Here is a 15,936-nt window from a genome sequence, read left to right as displayed (position 1 = left end):
TTCTTCCGTGGTCGGGGGCCTGACATCCCCCTCAGCAACCCCCTGCACCCACCTCACATACACAAGTAAGGGAAGAAGGGAGGGGCGGGGGCGGGGTGCGCTGCCTCGGGGGATCCGGGCAGCCTGCGGGTAGCGGCGCGTCGGCGGGGCCTCCGCGCTGCAGGTCGCTCGGGTGACACCTGCTGCGGGAGGCAGACGCGGCAGCCCCCTGTATGTGCCTACGGTCACGGCCCCGCGGGGTGCTCCGTCGCGGTGACGGGGCCTGCATCAAACGCACTTGGCCTGGCCGCACGCACGCCCCGGATCTGCCGCGGCCTGCCGGGTGGGATGGCGAGGACGGGGGAGTGGCTTTGTAGGTATGGGTGCGGTGCCACTCGTAGTAGGGCTCGCGGGCAGGAGTCCACCAGGGTCGGCCTCGGGCGGGGTGGGGAAGGATCGCCTGCCCGTGATCGACAGCGTGATGACGGCGTGGCCGTCCCGTGGCTCGGAGCTGGGTGAGTGCGTCGGGTGCTCTGTTTCGGTGGAGACATCACTGCGTGGGTCTTTGCCCGCGTCGGGGAATCCGCACCCGCTCACGTGGTGCGCCGAACTCGAGGGTCGGGAGATCAGGTGCGTTTCCAGGTGAGGATGCCATTGCGGCGTGCGCCCCAGATCATGGCGGGCTCGGGCAGGATCAGCCGGAGTCTTTCGCCGTCCCAGTCGGCAACCCTGGTCAGGGTGGTGCCCACCCAGTTGGGAAACAGGCTGAGTTCTACGTGGTGGACCACGCGGTCACTCGTGGGGACCTCGTAGGTCCCTCCGTAGGCCAGGTAGCCGAGGGTCGCAGCGGCCAGTTCCTGGGGCAGTCCTTCCTCGAGCCGCCCCTGCCGGAAGTGGGGGCGTTCGGGATGCATGATCTGGGCCGACATGTGGCCGCTGGGGGTGTAGAGGATGAGCCCCTGGGGTCGCGGGCCGAAAGGCTCGATGACGTCGCCGCCGTCGATGTCGGTGGCCTCGTACGAAACAAGACGCCACGCGCCGACCAGGGCGCTGCGGAGTTCTTCGGGAGTCATGTCGTTCCTTACTGGCATCTGACGCAGCCGAGAAGTCTTTGGGGCTTGTTCTGTTCGCGTCCTGGGGAACCGTGGCTGCTCTGCGAAGCAAGGCGACGGGTCACTCGGAACCTCGGGGGCGCCGTCCGATGGCCGCGCGGCCGTGGCCTGGACTCGAAGCGCTGTGGGGTCGCTCGCCGCAGGTGTGCTTGCGGCAGGTCGCCCGTGCGGCGGGAGCGGCGACTGTGTCGGGGCCCGTGAAACTGAGCGTCCTTCGGTCCGTGGCATGCCCCTGTTGGCAGGCCTTCCGCAGGCATACCCAGAGGTGGGAGCGGCCCGAGCGATATGACTTACGGCCAACACGAACATTTGCCCATAAAGGCCCCACCTCTCCTTGACCTTCAGGATGACGTCCAACATCCTGTGTCTGGATGATACTCATCTTCCAGAGTGAGGAAGAAACACCGTGACCGACACCTACGACTCCAGCCGCACCGCGGTTTTGCTGGTCGACCCCTACAACGACTTCCTTTCCGAGGGAGGCAAGCTCTGGCCTGCGCTCAAGCGCGTGGCCACCGACGTCGGACTGCTGGACAACCTGCGCGCTGTCGTCGCCGCCGGCCGCCGGGAACACCTGCAGATCTTCTTCGTCCCGCACCGCCGCTGGCAGGAAGGCGACTACGAGGACTGGGACCATCCGAACCCCACCCAGCGGCTCGTCCAGCAGCGCCACACCTTCGCGCAGGGCACCTGGGGCGGTCAGTTCCATCCCGACTTCCAGCCCGCTGAAGGCGACACCGTCATCCACGAACACTGGGCCCAGAGCGGCTTCGCCAACACCGACCTGGACTTCCAGCTCAAGCAGCGCGGTATCACCCACGTCATCGTCATCGGCCTGCTCGCCAACACCTGCATCGAATCCACCAGCCGTTACGCCATGGAACTCGGCTACCACGTCACCCTCGTCCGCGACGCCACCGCCGCCTTCAAGCCCGAGATGATGCACGCCGCCCACGAGCTCAACGGCCCCACCTACGCCCACACCATCACCAGCACCCAGGAACTCCTGCAGGCTCTTGCGGAAGGAAAGCACTGAGATGGCACTGACCGGAGACATGCTGATCGGCTCGTCGTCCACGTCGGCATCCCAGGGCACGATGAAGGCCCTCAACCCCGCCACGGGCCGGCCGATCGAACCCGGCTTCGCGCTCGGCGGTCCGGCCGAGGTCGACCGTGCCGCCCGACTGGCCGACGAGGCCTTCGACAGCTACAACCGCATCAGCCCGCACGAGCGTGCTGCCTTCCTGGATCTGATCGCGGAGCGGCTGGACGGCATCAACGAGGAACTGGCCGAGCGCGCGGCACTGGAAACCGGTCTGCCCGTCGCGCAGCTCCGGGCCGAAGCAGCCAAGGCGGCCGGCCAGTTCCGGCAGTTCGCCGACGTTGTCCGCGCAGGCCGCTTCCACGGAGCCACCATCGACCCCGCCCAGCCGGAACGGCAACCGCGGCCGCGCATGGACCACCGCATGCAGAAGATCGCGGTCGGCCCGGTCGCCGTCTTCGGGGCGAGCAACTTCCCCATCTCCTACTCCGTCGCCGGCGGCGACACCGCCTCCGCACTGGCGGCGGGCTGCCCGGTCGTCGTCAAGGCGCACAACGCCCATCCGGGCGCATCGGAACTGATGGGACGAGCCATCCAGAGCGCCGCTGCCGACTGCGGACTGCACGAAGGAGTGTTCTCCCTGGTGCGCGGAGCGGGCAACGAGATCGGAGAGGCCCTGGTCGACCATCCGCTGATCAAGGCGGTGACCTTCACCGGTTCCGAGGGCGGCGGTATGGCGCTGTACCGGCGGGCACAGCTGCGCCCCGACCCCATCCCGGTCTTCGCCGAGATGACCAGCGTCAACCCGACCTTTGTCCTGCCCGCCGCGCTGGCGGCGCGCGGGGACCAGGTCGGCGACGGCTTCGCCGAGCGCATGCTCGTCAACGTCGGCCAGGCCTGCCTGAAGCCGGCCATCCTGCTCGCCGTCGACGGCCCGGGCTACGCCGAGATGCGCGAGGCGGCCGCCACACGAGTGAGCGCGATGGAAGCGCGCACCATGCTCACGCCAGGCATCCACGACGCCTACGCCCGCAACACACAGCGCCTGCACGACCTCGGTGCCACGACACTCACGCAGGGCCCGGAGCCCCAGGGCGCCTGGGAGGGCCGCTCTCAGCTGCTCGAGGTCGACGGGAACCGTTTCCTCGCCAGCCCCGCACTGGCCGAGGAGGTCTTCGGACCGGCCGCACTCCTGGTCCGCCTCAGCGGAATAGACCAGCTCCTCGAGGTGGCGCGAAGCTTCCGCGGTCAGCTCTCGGCCACGATGCACATCGACGAGCCCGACTACGACGACGCCGCACGGCTGCTGCCCATCCTGGAGCGCCGCACCGGCCGCATCGTGGTCAACGCCTTCGCCCATCCCCAGGAAGTCGGCCACGCCACCATCCACGGCGGCCCGTACCCGGCCACCACGGACAGTCGCTTCACCTCGGTCGGCATGAGCTCGATCGACCGCTTCCTGCGGCCCGTCACTTACCAAGGCTTCCCCGACGCACTGCTGCCCGACGCACTGGCCACGCGCAACCCCCTGGGGCTGTGGCGGCTGATCGACGGGCGCATGACCCACGACTGACGGACGCCCGCAAGGCTTGTCACACAGGGGACTGCACCGCGCAGGCCGGACCTCGGCCTGCAAACAACCGAACGGACAGGAAAGAAGCATGCGGATTCACGACAAGACCGCCTTGGTTACGGGCGCCAACCGGGGGATCGGCAGGGCGTTCGCCCGTGAGCTTGCCGAGCACGGCGCCACGGTCTATGCCGCGGCCCGCCGCCCCGAACTGATCACAGACCCGGGAGTGGTGCCGATCCAGATGGACGTCACCGACCCGGCCTCCATCACCAAGGCGGCCGAGGCCGTCGGCGACCTCTCGCTCCTGGTCAACAACGCCGGAACCGCTTTCGCTGCACCGGTGCTCACCGCGTCACTCGACGACGCCAGGCGCGAGATGGAGGTCAATTACTTCGGCACATGGGCTGTGACCCAGGCGTTCGCGCCGGCGCTGGCCCGCAACGACGGCGGTGCCGTCATCAACATGCTGTCCGCTGCCTCCTGGCTGGCTTTGGAGCAGGCACCCGGTTATGCGGCGAGCAAGGCAGCGCAGTGGTCGCTGTCCAACGCGATGCGGCTCGCCCTGCGCTCACAGGGAACCCGCGTGCTTGGTGTGCACGTCGGCTATGTCGACACCGACCTGTCTGCCCGTGTCGACCAGCCCAAGATCAGCACAGAGGAGGTCGCACGAGCCGCGATCAAAGCACTCCTCTCCGGCGAAGAAGAAGTGCTCGTTGACGAGTTCAGTCGTCAGATCAAGGCCGCACTGCCGAACGACATCGCCACGCTCTACCCGGCCCGGTGAGGATGACGCACGCACCAGCGGCGCCCGCAGTGATCACGCTGATGAAGCCGTCTCGGTAGCCCAGTGAATCTGAAGCAGACCGGTCTTTGTCCTGGTCCGCCGGGATCCTGCACTGCTGCTTCATTTCCCTCAAGATCGCGTAGCGGGCCGCTGGAACGCAACGTAGCGCTCGCCGTACGGTGCGGTGGTGGTTCGACGGTGCACATTGCGCCGAGGGTCGGCGCTCAGCCGCGTCGAGACGGCTCCGTCTTCGTGCGAGCGCTGAGGGCGCACCCGGGTCCAGGTCCGGTGCGGCAATCGGGCTTCGAGACGATCGGCAGGTGTCCTTGATTCTTTGGTACGCAGGCCGCGACGTGCCATCGCCGAGCAGATTGGGAGGCATCCCGTTCCGGCAGGCGAGGCTTGTAAGGCCCGGTCCCGTTAGTGAGGGTGGGGCGCGGGCCGGTGCGTTGATAGGTCCTCGCGTCTTGATCGGTACCGAGCTTGTTGATTGGCTGACCGGCAGGTCTGATCTTGGGCCCGTCGCATGGCCACTGCCCCTATCAGGACCGAGAGGCTCGTGCTCCGTGAGCCCGAGGCCCGAGACCGTGCGGTGTTCATCGAGCTGCTGGCATCGCCAGAGGTGCACACCTAACTCGGCGGCCCCGGCCACGAGGCGAGCTTGAGCGCGACATGCCCGGGGCGCCCGAGCGGTGGCCCGGGAGTTTCGTTGCTGATCTCGACGGGGCGATGATCGGCCAGATCCTGCTCAGGAGAGCAACGGGGCACCGTCGCCCAGCTGCAGCGGGGAAGTCGATCTCGGCTACCTTTTCCTGCCGCGAGCGTGGGGCTTCGGGTACGCCGCCGAGGCGTGCGCGGCGGCACTCGACTGTTCGACGGCGTCCTTCCCGGCGAGCCGGTGGGGCTCACCACCCAGACCGCCAACGTCGGCTCGATGCGCCTCGCGGCAAAGCCGGGGTTCACCGGGTAGAGAGGTTCCATGCCTGGGACGCCGAGCAATGGCTCGGCCTGCGGTCCCCGGTCGCGCCGTCCGATTGAGCTCGCGCTCGACAGCCGAATTCGCAAACTGGACAGCGTTGCTGGCGCGGGCCCAGCGCTGTCGAGACTCGCCACCATTTCACCAGGTGGAGACGGCCATGGTGCCTGCCGCCCGGACGCTCCCGCTCGACCGGGCTGGGAACCTCTTGGGCCTTTGTGAGCCGCCCTGTGAAGCCCGGCTCCTGCCGAAGCTACTTCTACTGGGCCCCGGCCTGGCCTGCAGCGAAGAACATCCCGCACCCTGCCTGGGTCCCCTGGCCGCAACTGCTCTTCCACCTGTTTCGGGCCGGGGCGAAGCAATGGCTCGATTCAGTGTCCACAGTTCATCCAACACGATTCACGCCCGCGACTGCCTCTACCCACGGCCACGCCGATGAGTAGCAAGCCGACAGCCACGTGATCAACAGCTTTTGACAGGGCCCCAGTAAGTGCCCCGTCCCGCCCCTGCTCCCGGTGTCGGTGGCGTGGGGGCAGAGCTCGACCTGCTGCAGGTTCGGGCGTTTACTTTGTCACACTTTAAACGCTCACGCTTTCCTCGTGCACCAGGTAATTTGTTGCCGGGTCGAGCTCCACGAGTGGGGTGGCCGAGAGTCGCGAAGGCCCTCCTGGCCGGGGCCGGACGCACATCAAGAGGCGGGCTCGGGTTCCGTTGCTGCATCGCTGAATCGCATTCGGGCTTGGCCACCAAAACACAGTCGACAGCCCAGGGCTCGAGAAAACCTTGGGCAACTCAAGGAGAAAAGATCATGAACAAACTCATACGGCGCATAGCGACCATGGGTGCTTCGATCGCGGTTGTCGGCGGGACCGTTCTGGCCGCCGAGGGTTCCGCCTCGGCCGTCGTGTTTGCGCCCAGTGGTCACCACGGGGCCATCGTCGCCGTCAGCACCGCCGACGCCCGCTACTCACCCTGGATCGCTGATCAGCTGGCACTCTTCGAGCACGGCAACGGCGGCGACTCCGGCCGTCGGTATCACTACGAGCACCCCGGGCACGACCACAGTGAGCGCCGTGAGCTCTGAAGGCGGCCGCAGCCCGGACATCGCCCGACCGGCAGGTATCCACGTCGGCGGGACACACCGCGAACTGTCGGCTGCCCGTTCTGCGCGAGTTCGTGGAGTGGTGGGCCATGTGCTTGAGCGCAGTGCCCTGGCGGAGCCGGCGGAAGGCGCGCACGCATTCGTGGCACTGGATCGTCCAGGCGTCCATGTGCCCGATCAGGTCATCCCGGCTGGTTCACTTCAAGCCCGGTGAGCTGCCTACGCCACGTGCCGACGGCGCTCACACCGCCAGTCCGCGCACGATCGCTGCGCTGGCCGCCCCACTGGCTGCCGGCTTGGCACGATCCTGTCCCGATACCTTCCTCACCTGCTCCTTCGCCGAGGGGGTGATCCGCTGCAGCACACCGCACGTCTCCTCGTCCACTGAAACCACCACCGCGGCGCCCCTCCCCGAGTTCTCGATCATGAACAGTGAGGGCCGGTCGGAGATGCGGATGCCGTACTGGAGAGCCCGCCCGAGTCCATGCAGCACACCTGCGCCGGCGGCTGAACGCCCGAGTTGCCGAGTGCTCGCCACAGACGGCCCGGACCCACCTTCGATTCCTGGCCTAAATCGCCTGTGTGTCCGGCGAGTTGCAGGACAGTGAACGACTGCCGCTGTGCCCTGCGCTTCACCGGCCTCCCGCACACCTGGAGTTTCGCGCTCTGCCGCGCCGACCGAGACGGCTACGCCGGCCAGTGCTTCCCGACGGACTGCTCGCAGGCAGCCTTGAAACTACCCGGACGGCGCCTGAAGCCTCTGCCGCGACAGCCCGAACGTCCGCAGAACAGCACTGACGCGAATCATGTTCAGCGTCTGGCAGTACGAGCAGCTCAATCCACCGACGCCGACGCATGTGTATGATGACCATCATCTAGTTGTCAGGGTGCGCAGGCGCTGCTTCTCGAAGGGAAGGCCGAGGATGGGGCACTCACAGGCGGAGAAGGCGGCATCCCGCGAGCGTGTGCTGCGCATCGCGGCCCGCAAGGTACGTGCGGAGGGCGTGACCCGCCCCGGCGTCGCGGAGCTGATGAAGGAGGCGGGACTCACGCATGGCGGCTTCTACAAGCACTTCGCCTCCCGCGACGACCTGATCGCCCAGGCCGCAGCCCGCGCCCTGGCGGAGGGCACGGCGAAGATGGAGAAAGCCGCGCAGAAGAACAAGCAGCAACCGCTGACCGGCCTGATCGACGCCTACCTCGGCAAGCAGCACCGCGACGCCCCTGCCACGGGCTGCGCCCTGGTCACCCTCGGTGCCGCGGCTGGGCGCAGCGACCAGCGCTTCAAGGCCGCCTACGAAAAGCAGGTCCGCACATACCTGGACCTGATCCCCGGCCTAGCCGACGGCGAGGAGGCACAGGCCGAGGCGGTGCTCACCCTCAGCGCCCTGGTAGGTGCCATGCTCATCTCCAGGGCCGTAGCCGATCCGGAATTCTCCGACGAAATTCTGGAGGTAGTCGCCGAACAGCTGAAGCGACGCGGGCTGGGAGCCGCGAACCCGGCTGCCTGATCCCCACCCACCGGCTTGAAGCGCGAGCGATCGCTTCAGATGCTGTCCCGGCTGATGCCTGCGAGGGCTTTTCGATCTTGAACGGTCTGTGTCGAACGGGATTCTCGATCGGGTGGTCGGGGCCGGGGCAATGCTCGCCATCGAGGCTGCCGCGGCAGCCGGCGGCGTGCAGCCCGTCATCTAGTTCACTGCCTTGTGCAGGAGGTGGGTGGTCGGTTCTCACTTCCTGATGGGCGGCGTCTGTCCGCCCTGTTGGAACGTCCACGGACTCGGGCGCCCAGCGCTGGCCTCGATGACCTGCCCCCCTCACCCGGGCCGTGTGGCCCACGGTGCCCAGCGCCTACATCGTGTGCCAGGAGGACCTGGCCATCATGCTGTTTTAAGAGGCATGGGCGAGCGCGCCCCAGGGAACTGGGAGGCTGCGCTCGGCACGATCGTCGTTCCTGTTGCAGCCCGGTGGAATCGGCCCGCTTCCTTCCGGGAGGAAGTCGCCCGGCCCACCTGCGAAACCCGTGGTCCCCTCTCATGTGAGGGCGTCACGTGAACCCGCCTTGTTTCACGTGGAGCGTCGCACGCCCGGGCTCGTCCCATGTCTTGCGGTTCCCGATGGTGATCTGCGGACTTTGGCTGTGACCGATCTCCATTCCGACGGCGCGGCAGCCCGGTTCCGATAGGTGGCCTGGCCGCGGGTGCTGGCTTACGTCACGGATGAGCACCGCACCGTAGGCCTTGATCATGAAAACCTTGCACGTTGATAGGAGAGTGTTGGTGAGCAGTGGTGACTCCCGCGGGCAGACCGCGACAGGCACCCTGATCGGCCGCAGCAGGGACCTGAAGCAGCTCCATGACCTGCTGGGTCTGGGAGCCGAAGGCGGAGCGCTGCTGTTGTCGGGCGAGGCGGGGGTCGGGAAGTCGGCACTCCTGGACGCGGTTGCTGAAGCAGCCTCGGTGGCTGGGGCCCGGGTGCTGCGCGCCACCGGAACACAGTTCGAGGCGGATTGCAGCTATTCGGGCCTCAACCAGGTTCTCTTCCCGCTTCAGGAGGCGATGGACTGTCTCGAGAACACATACCGCGACGTGCTCCGTGTCGCGTTGGGTTTTCAAAGCGGACCACCGCCGCAGAGGCTCGTCGTCTCCAACGCCACGCTGGCCCTGCTGCAGAAGGCCGCCGCCGACCAGCCCTTGCTGGTGATCATTGACGACCTGCCCTGGATCGACCGGCCAAGTGCCGCCGTACTGGATTTTGCTGCGCGGAGAATGACCGGCAGCGGGGTGAGTCTGCTCGCCGCGGCGCGTTCGGGATCACCGCCCCTGTACGAGAGCGGCGGACTGCAGGAGTACGCGCTGGCGCCTTTGGACAAGGAAGCTGCGGACCACCTGCTGACCAGCCGGTTCCCGGGCCTCGCCGGCAGGGTGCGCGAGCGTCTGATGACCACCGCTCAGGGCAACCCCCTGGCGCTGCTGGAGCTGCCGACGGCGCTGCGCGCGGCACAGCTTGCCGCGCTGGAGGAACTGCCCGCCGTACTGCCGCTGCCTCGACGCCTGGGAAACCTCTTCGGCTCCCGGATCGCGGGCCTGCCCGAGCGGTCGCAACGTCTGATCTTGTTGGCGGCGCTGGAGGGGACCGGCGATCTCGGCATCCTTCAGGCGGCCGCGCGCCAGGCTGGCCTCGGGGACGCCCTGGATGATCTCGCACCTGCCGAACGGGCTCACCTGGTGCACATTGACCTGGAGACCCGGCGGCTGAGCTTCCGCCACCCGCTGGTTCGCTCCGCCTCCGTGGAGACCTCCGCGAGCGGCGCGCGGCACGCGGCACACCGCGCGCTCGCCCACGCCCTGGCGGAGCAGCCCGAGCGCCAGGCCTGGCATTTGGGCGAGGCGACCCTGGAACCGGACGAGCATGTGGCCGCGCTCCTGGAACACGCCGCGTGCCTGACCCTGCAACGCGGTGACGCCGTGGGGAGTGTGCGGACGCTGATGAGGTCCGCGGCACTGACCCCGCACGGCCCCGAGCGCGGTCGTCGGCTGGCTGAAGCCGCCTACATCGGTGCCGAATCCACCGGCTCGCTGCACAGTGCCCAAGCGCTCCTCGACGACGTCCGGCAGGCCGGCCCGACTGTGCAGGTCTCCCTGCGCTCCGCCGCCGCAGAAGCTGTCCTGCTTCTCAACGGTGACAGCGACCTCGACACGGCCCACCGGCTGCTGGTCTGTGCCATCGAGGACACCCCTCACGAGTACGACGCGCGGGACGCGGCACTCATCGACGCCCTCCATCTTCTTCTGCTGATCTGCTTCTACGGCGGGCGGCAGGAACTGTGGCGCCCCTTCTACACCGCGCTGGAGCGGCTCAGGCCAAAGGTTCCGCCGACCCTGTCCGCAGCGGCCAAGACGTTCTCCGACCCGGCGCGCACGGGCGCTGCGGCACGTGAGGAACTTGAGCGGCTCCTCGCGGAACTGCCGCAACAGACCGATCCCGCCGAGATCGCGAGGACCGGTACGGCCGCTCTCTACCTCGATCGGCTGGGTGACGTTCGCGAAGCCGCCTGGCGGGTGGTGCGCCAGGGTCGCGCCGGCGGTCCGGCCCGCCGGCATCTGGCCGGACTGATGCACCTGTGCCTGGACGACTACCTCGTGGGCAGTTGGGACGAGGCGCAGCAACTGGCGGACGAGGGCAGCCGACTGTGCGACGACTACGGATACACCTTTTTCTCTTGGTACTTCCTCTCCATCCGGGCGATGGTCGCCGCGGCCCGCGGCGAAGAGGCGACCTGCCGAACGGCGGTCGACCGGATCACACGCTGGGCGACACCTCGGGGAGTCCACAGCGCCCTGCACTACGCCCACCACGCGGCAACCATCGCCGCCCTGGGAAGCAGTGACTTCTCCAGCGCCTACCAGTACGCGAGCGCCATCAGTCCGGCGGGTCGGCTCGCCTCGCACGTGCCGCACGCTCTGTGGGTGATGATGGACCTGGTCGAGGCGGCTGTCCGCACCGGCAGCCAGGAGGAGGCCGTGCGCCATGTGCGGGCGATGCAGGACGCCGACGTCGCAGCACTCTCTCCACGGCTCGCCCTCGCCATGCAAGCCTCCGCCGCGTTGTGTACACGTGAAGACGCCGCGGCCGTGCGATTGTTCAAGACCGCGTTGGACATCTCTGGAGCGGATCGGTGGCCCTTCGACTACGCCCGCGTACAGCTGTTCCTCGGTGAGCGACTGAGGCGTATGAGGGCGACGGAGAAGTCCAGAAAGCCACTGAGCGTCGCCCTGGTCACTTTCGAACGGCTCGGAGCCCGGCCATGGGCGGAGCGCGCAGGGAAGGAACTCCGCGCCGCCGGGGCAAACACGCGGCGTGCGAGACAAGAACGTACGCATGCGCTCACTCCGCAGGAGATGGAGATCGCCCGGCTGGCGGCATCCGGCCTGACCAACAAGCAGATCGCCGAACGTCTCTTCCTCTCTCACCGGACCATTGGCGCCCACCTCTACCAGCTCTTCCCGAAACTTGGCATCACCTCGCGGGCCATGCTGCGAGATGCCCTGGATTCCGATACGGCCTCCGACATCTGATCCCCCTGATTCCGCCCGGTCCCAGCCTCCGGGGCCGGGCACGGGCAACAGCCCCGGGATCACACATGCGGGTCCGCAGACCAAGCAGCCCTCTGTGCCGCCCCAGGACGGAGCTGCTACGCCGGACCCCCCTATCCGGCCAGTTCCTGTTCATGGTGGAGTGCGGGCCGCCGCCTCGTCATCCGTCACATGACCTGGCCACCGAACGGCCCTGCCGATTGCCTAGGTAACCCGACCACCGGACGGTCTGGGCCGGCGGGACGGCACACCCCCCTCTGGTAATTCGCCTTCGACAGATGCCGTAACCGACCCGCCGCAGCCGGACGCCGGGGGAATGGCTGACCGCCAGCCAACAGGCAGCCAACAGGCCCACACAGCTGGTCGTTGCCGACGCCCGGGTCGGCTTGGCCGAGGACTGCCCGCACCCCAGCCGACGGGAAACCAGCAGCACCGCTTTCTCGTTGGCCTTCCACCTGAACCACTGATCGGCTGCTCATGACCGCTCATGAAGACGTGAACCCGTACCTAGGCAATCGGCAGTCGGTCCTTGGCAACCGAAGTCATGTGACGGATTACCGAGACGGCAGCCCGCACCCAGTATTGAAGCGTCGGCCGAACAGGGACGGACGGCGCGAAAACACGCCACCGTCCGGCGGCGGAACACGACCAGGTTCACCGCAGGCGAAATCCCTGCGAGCCCGGCTTCGACGCCTGCCCTTCACGGCTTCCAGTGAACTCAGAAACCAAGGGAAACGAAACCAATATGTCTGATATTTCCGGAACCCCTGCGATCCGGCCATTCACGTTCGAGTTCTCCGACGCGGAGCTCGAGGACCTGCGTGCGCGGATCAAGGCGGCGCGGTGGCCTGAGAAGGAGACCGTTGCGGACCAGTCGCAGGGCGTGCAGCTGGAGACGATGAAGGAGCTCGCTCGGTACTGGGCGGAGGAGTACGACTGGCGCAAGGCCGAGGCCAAGCTGAAGGCGTTGCCGAATTTCACCACCGAGATCGATGGGCTGGACATCCACTTCATCCACGTCCGCTCCAAGCATGAGGACGCGCTGCCGCTGATCGTCACCCATGGCTGGCCAGGCTCGGTCATCGAGCAGCTGAAGATCATCGACCCGCTGGTCAACCCCACCGCCCACGGCGGCAGCGCCGCGGACGCCTTCCACGTAGTGATCCCCTCTATGCCCGGATACGGCTTCTCAGGTAAGCCGACCACCACCGGATGGGGGCCCGAGCGTATCGCCCGCGCCTGGGGCGAGTTGATGAAGCGCCTGGGCTACACCAAGTACGTCGCGCAGGGCGGCGACTGGGGCGCGATCGTCACCGACCTGATGGGTGCGCAGGAGCCCGAGGGCCTGATCGGCATCCACACCAACATGCCCAAGGTGATTCCGGCGGACATCGACGCCGCGCTCATCGCGGGCAACCCGCTGCCTGCGGGCCTGTCGCTCTCCGACGAGGAGAAGGCCGCTGTCGAGCAGCTGGACTTCGTCTACCGGCACGTCTACTACGCCTACATGATGGGCTCGCGCCCGCAGACCCTGACCGGCCTGGTGGACTCCCCGGTCGGCCTGGCGGCCTTCCTGCTCGACCACGACGCGGCCAGCCTGGCCCTCATCTCCCGGGTCTTCGCCGGAGTCACCGAGGGCCTGAGCCGTGACGACGTCCTGGACAACATCACCCTCTTCTGGCTGACCAACACGGCGGTCTCCGCGGCCCGCCTCTACGCCGAGAACAAGACCTCCTTCTTCGGCATCAACGACGTAACCCTCCCGGTCGCCGTGAGCGTCTTCCCCGACGAGCTCTACCAGGCCCCCAAGAGCTGGTCCGAGCAGGCCTACCCCAACCTCATCCACTACAACAGGCTCCCCAAGGGCGGTCACTTCGCCGCCTGGGAGCAGCCGCAACTGCTCGTCGATGAGGTCCGCGCCGGCTTCCGGCCGCTGCGCTAGACGACCGTCCCCGACCATCTGCGCACGCTCCCGGCCTAGGGCCCCAATGCCCGCCCCGCAGGGCCTGGGTCGGCGAGTACGGCACTAGACCGGGGCTGTCGAGGGTCTCGCAGTTGAGACCCTCGACAGCCGGAGGTGGGCACACAGCCTCCCGTCCGTGCGTGGTCGTAGAGCTGATAGTGCACTGCGCTCCCATCCACATCTCTGGGCGTCGATGCCCCTCGCTCGCCGGAACTCGCCGACCCGCGAAGGGCCGACACCATGGACCGGCAGCCTTCGAAGCCCTGCGGGGCCTCGGGTTTCCTGGACAAGGGCGGCATCGCCGGCCCGAAGCTCTCGCTGCCCCACCACCGCGCCAGCGACGGAGCGGGACGCAAAGGCAGCACCCACCGCCAGATGATCGTCGTGCAATGCCCGTTACTTCAGTGACAGCGGGTGTGCCATCGACTGCTCTGCCCAGACGCTCTTGCCTTGTTCCTGGAAGCGGGCGCCCCAATGGTCCGCGAGTGCTGCGATGATGAACAGTCCGCGGCCGGTCTCGTCGATGGTGCGGGCATGTTTGACGTGCGGGGCGCTGGTCGCGGCGTCGCTGACCTCGCAGGTCAGTTTCTGCTCCAGTATCAGGCGCAGTCGCAGGGGAGGGGCGCCGTAGCGGATTGCGTTGCCGACGAACTCACTGACGATGAGCTCGGTGGTGGACGCTGTTTCCTCGTCCACGCCCCACAGTTCCAGCTGGTGGCGGGTCGCTTCGCGGGCGAGCGAGGCTGCCTTGGGGTGGTCCGGCAGTGAGCGGGTCAGTACGTGGTCTGCGGGCAGTGCCTTGGTGCGGGCGAGCAGCAGCAAGGTTTCGTTGCTCGGGGAACCTCGGAACGCGGAGGCGATGGTGTCGCGTAGCTCAGACAGGGGCCTGGTGCTGGCGCCGTCCAGGAGCGGATGCAAAGGGCCGGATGGCGCCAGTACCTCGTCCGCGAGTGCGGCCGTGCCCATCGCCAGTGTGCTCCCTTCGGGGAGGCCGACGGTGGTGGCAGGGAATGGGGCGTTGTCTGTTCCAGTGAGCAGGGGGCCTGGTGAGGCGGGCAGGACGGCCGAGGTGCCGTCGGGGAAGACTGCGACTGGTTCCGGCAAGCCGGCACGGGCGATGGTGCAGGTGAGCTCGACCGGGTCGTAGATTGCGATGGCGCATCTGGCGGTGAGCGGCTCGCGGTCGAGGGGGTCCATGGGAGGCATCGCGGCGCGTGCGGACAGCAGGCGGGCCGCGGTGTCGCTGAGACGGGCCAGTAGCTCGTCGGGCGGCAGGTCCAGGGCCGCGAGGGTGTGAACGGCGGTCCGTAGCAGGCCCATGGTGATGGCTGCGGCGATGCCCTGCCTTGCGACGTCGCCGACGATCAGCGCGGTCCGCACGCCGGGCAGCGGGATCGCGTCGTACCAAGCGCCGCCGCCCTGGGGACTGGGAAGGTGCAGTGGAGAGATTTCCACGGTGGTCCGTGTTGCCGGAGGCCGGGGGAGAAGCCTGCGTTGAGCAGTGGATGCGATGATCCATTCACGCATGTACCGATGGGCGTTGTTGAGGCACAGTGCGGCATGAGCGCACATTGCGGATGCCACCATGACGTCGTCCTCCTCGAAGGGGGCTTCGTTCTGGTGGCGGTAGAAGCTGACTACGCCCAGAGCCTGGCCGTGCAAGGTCAGCGGCGCCACGATCATGCAGTGGGCTCCTGATCGTTTGATCACGGCGGCTCGGATCGGGTCGGCGGCCAGCCAGGAGCTGTCCTCCTCGATTGCGACGAGCCGCGGCCTGAGGTCGGACAGGATGCGCGAGTAGGGGGTAGCAGGGGGCAGGGGGCGAACGGTTGCGACCGGGGCTCCGCAGATGAGGCTCCGGGACGCCGTACGGCGCAGGGGAAGGTCCTGTGGGGCCGGGGTCGGGGGAGGGTCCTCTCCGCGGACGACGTCCTCGACCACCTCGACGTCGGCGCTGCCCGCGAAGCTGGGCACCACTGCCTCCACCAGCTCCCGGCACACGTCCATCACGTGCATCCGGTGCCCCACCTGGGCGCGGACCGTGTCCAGCAGCGCCAGGCGGTTGCGGGCGTTTTCCCGTTCGGTGACGTCGACCACGGGCACCACCAGTCCGAGCACATCGCCGTGGGAATCTTCCAGGCGGAAGTAGGAGACGGTGAAGATGCGCCTTCCGGGCCGACCCGGCACCTCGACGTCTCGGAGGAGCCGATCGACCACCGGCTCCCCGCTTTCGAGGACGCCTTGCGCCACGGCGGCTTCGTCCTCGGGGCGTTCAAAGGCGTACACCTCGGTGAAATACCTACCCACCA

At 67.8% G+C, this 15,936-nt stretch carries 10 protein-coding genes and 1 pseudogene; 8 read left to right on the top strand and 3 right to left on the bottom strand.

What is annotated here, in order from left to right; genetic code table 11:
* Positions 1 to 605 precede the first annotated feature (605 nt).
* Positions 606 to 1,052, bottom strand: coding sequence for a lipocalin-like domain-containing protein (locus tag AAFF41_RS01285; protein ID WP_343323269.1), 447 nt, complete (start codon positions 1,050 to 1,052; stop codon positions 606 to 608).
* 445 nt (positions 1,053 to 1,497) lie between these two features.
* Here AAFF41_RS01285 and AAFF41_RS01280 point away from each other — a divergent pair, with 445 nt between their 5' ends.
* The 5 genes and pseudogenes from AAFF41_RS01280 to AAFF41_RS01260 all read left to right on the top strand — a co-directional run bounded on the left by AAFF41_RS01280 (position 1,498) and on the right by AAFF41_RS01260 (position 6,550).
* Positions 1,498 to 2,127: a cysteine hydrolase family protein gene (locus tag AAFF41_RS01280; protein ID WP_343323268.1), complete on the top strand. Its 630-nt coding sequence runs from the start codon at positions 1,498 to 1,500 to the stop codon at positions 2,125 to 2,127.
* A gap of 1 nt (position 2,128) precedes the next feature.
* Positions 2,129 to 3,706, top strand: coding sequence for an aldehyde dehydrogenase (NADP(+)) (locus tag AAFF41_RS01275; RefSeq protein ID WP_319752841.1), 1,578 nt, complete (start codon positions 2,129 to 2,131; stop codon positions 3,704 to 3,706).
* A gap of 88 nt (positions 3,707 to 3,794) precedes the next feature.
* Complete coding sequence (locus AAFF41_RS01270; RefSeq protein WP_319752842.1) at positions 3,795 to 4,490, top strand: SDR family oxidoreductase; 696 nt, start codon at positions 3,795 to 3,797, stop codon at positions 4,488 to 4,490.
* Between the two features lie 494 nt (positions 4,491 to 4,984).
* Positions 4,985 to 5,528 (top strand): annotated as a pseudogene (locus tag AAFF41_RS01265) (GNAT family N-acetyltransferase).
* 746 nt (positions 5,529 to 6,274) lie between these two features.
* On the top strand, positions 6,275 to 6,550 hold the full coding sequence (locus AAFF41_RS01260) for a hypothetical protein (RefSeq protein ID WP_343323267.1): 276 nt from the start codon (positions 6,275 to 6,277) through the stop codon (positions 6,548 to 6,550).
* A 259-nt stretch (positions 6,551 to 6,809) separates the two neighbouring features.
* Here AAFF41_RS01260 and AAFF41_RS01255 read toward each other — a convergent pair whose 3' ends face one another.
* Entirely contained in the window at positions 6,810 to 7,106 is a 297-nt protein-coding gene (locus AAFF41_RS01255; protein WP_343323266.1) for a hypothetical protein, read from the bottom strand.
* A gap of 385 nt (positions 7,107 to 7,491) precedes the next feature.
* On the opposite strand from AAFF41_RS01255, the gene AAFF41_RS01250 reads away from it, so the two are divergent.
* The 3 genes from AAFF41_RS01250 to AAFF41_RS01240 all read left to right on the top strand — a co-directional run bounded on the left by AAFF41_RS01250 (position 7,492) and on the right by AAFF41_RS01240 (position 13,606).
* A complete protein-coding gene (locus AAFF41_RS01250; RefSeq protein WP_319752844.1) occupies positions 7,492 to 8,079 on the top strand; it encodes a TetR/AcrR family transcriptional regulator in 588 nt (195 codons plus the stop codon).
* A 768-nt stretch (positions 8,080 to 8,847) separates the two neighbouring features.
* Positions 8,848 to 11,646 (top strand): ATP-binding protein, encoded by a 2,799-nt coding sequence (locus AAFF41_RS01245; RefSeq protein ID WP_343323265.1) that lies wholly within the window; start codon positions 8,848 to 8,850, stop codon positions 11,644 to 11,646.
* A 763-nt stretch (positions 11,647 to 12,409) separates the two neighbouring features.
* Complete coding sequence (locus AAFF41_RS01240) at positions 12,410 to 13,606, top strand: epoxide hydrolase family protein (protein WP_343323264.1); 1,197 nt, start codon at positions 12,410 to 12,412, stop codon at positions 13,604 to 13,606.
* Positions 13,607 to 14,023: 417 nt separating this feature from the next.
* On the opposite strand, the gene AAFF41_RS01235 is transcribed toward AAFF41_RS01240, so the two are convergent.
* Positions 14,024 to 15,934 (bottom strand): ATP-binding SpoIIE family protein phosphatase, encoded by a 1,911-nt coding sequence (locus AAFF41_RS01235; RefSeq protein ID WP_343323263.1) that lies wholly within the window; start codon positions 15,932 to 15,934, stop codon positions 14,024 to 14,026.
* Between the last annotated feature and the right edge of the window lie 2 nt (positions 15,935 to 15,936).

The sequence above is a fragment of the Streptomyces mirabilis genome, from assembly GCF_039503195.1.
Classification (GTDB): Bacteria; Actinomycetota; Actinomycetes; order Streptomycetales; family Streptomycetaceae; genus Streptomyces; species Streptomyces mirabilis_D.
The sequence above is the reverse complement of the archived record's forward strand: the minus strand, read 5'-3'. Positions and strand labels throughout refer to the sequence as shown.

What these genes read in the sequence shown, in the direction of transcription:
- AAFF41_RS01285 (WP_343323269.1), bottom strand. Translation starts at nt 1,052, where the DNA reads ATGACTCCCGAAGAACTCCGCAGCGCCCTGGTCGGCGCGTGGCGTCTT.
- AAFF41_RS01275 (WP_319752841.1), top strand. Translation starts at nt 2,129, where the DNA reads ATGGCACTGACCGGAGACATGCTGATCGGCTCGTCGTCCACGTCGGCA.
- AAFF41_RS01270 (WP_319752842.1), top strand. Translation starts at nt 3,795, where the DNA reads ATGCGGATTCACGACAAGACCGCCTTGGTTACGGGCGCCAACCGGGGG.
- AAFF41_RS01260 (WP_343323267.1), top strand. Translation starts at nt 6,275, where the DNA reads ATGAACAAACTCATACGGCGCATAGCGACCATGGGTGCTTCGATCGCG.
- AAFF41_RS01250 (WP_319752844.1), top strand. Translation starts at nt 7,492, where the DNA reads ATGGGGCACTCACAGGCGGAGAAGGCGGCATCCCGCGAGCGTGTGCTG.
- AAFF41_RS01240 (WP_343323264.1), top strand. Translation starts at nt 12,410, where the DNA reads ATGTCTGATATTTCCGGAACCCCTGCGATCCGGCCATTCACGTTCGAG.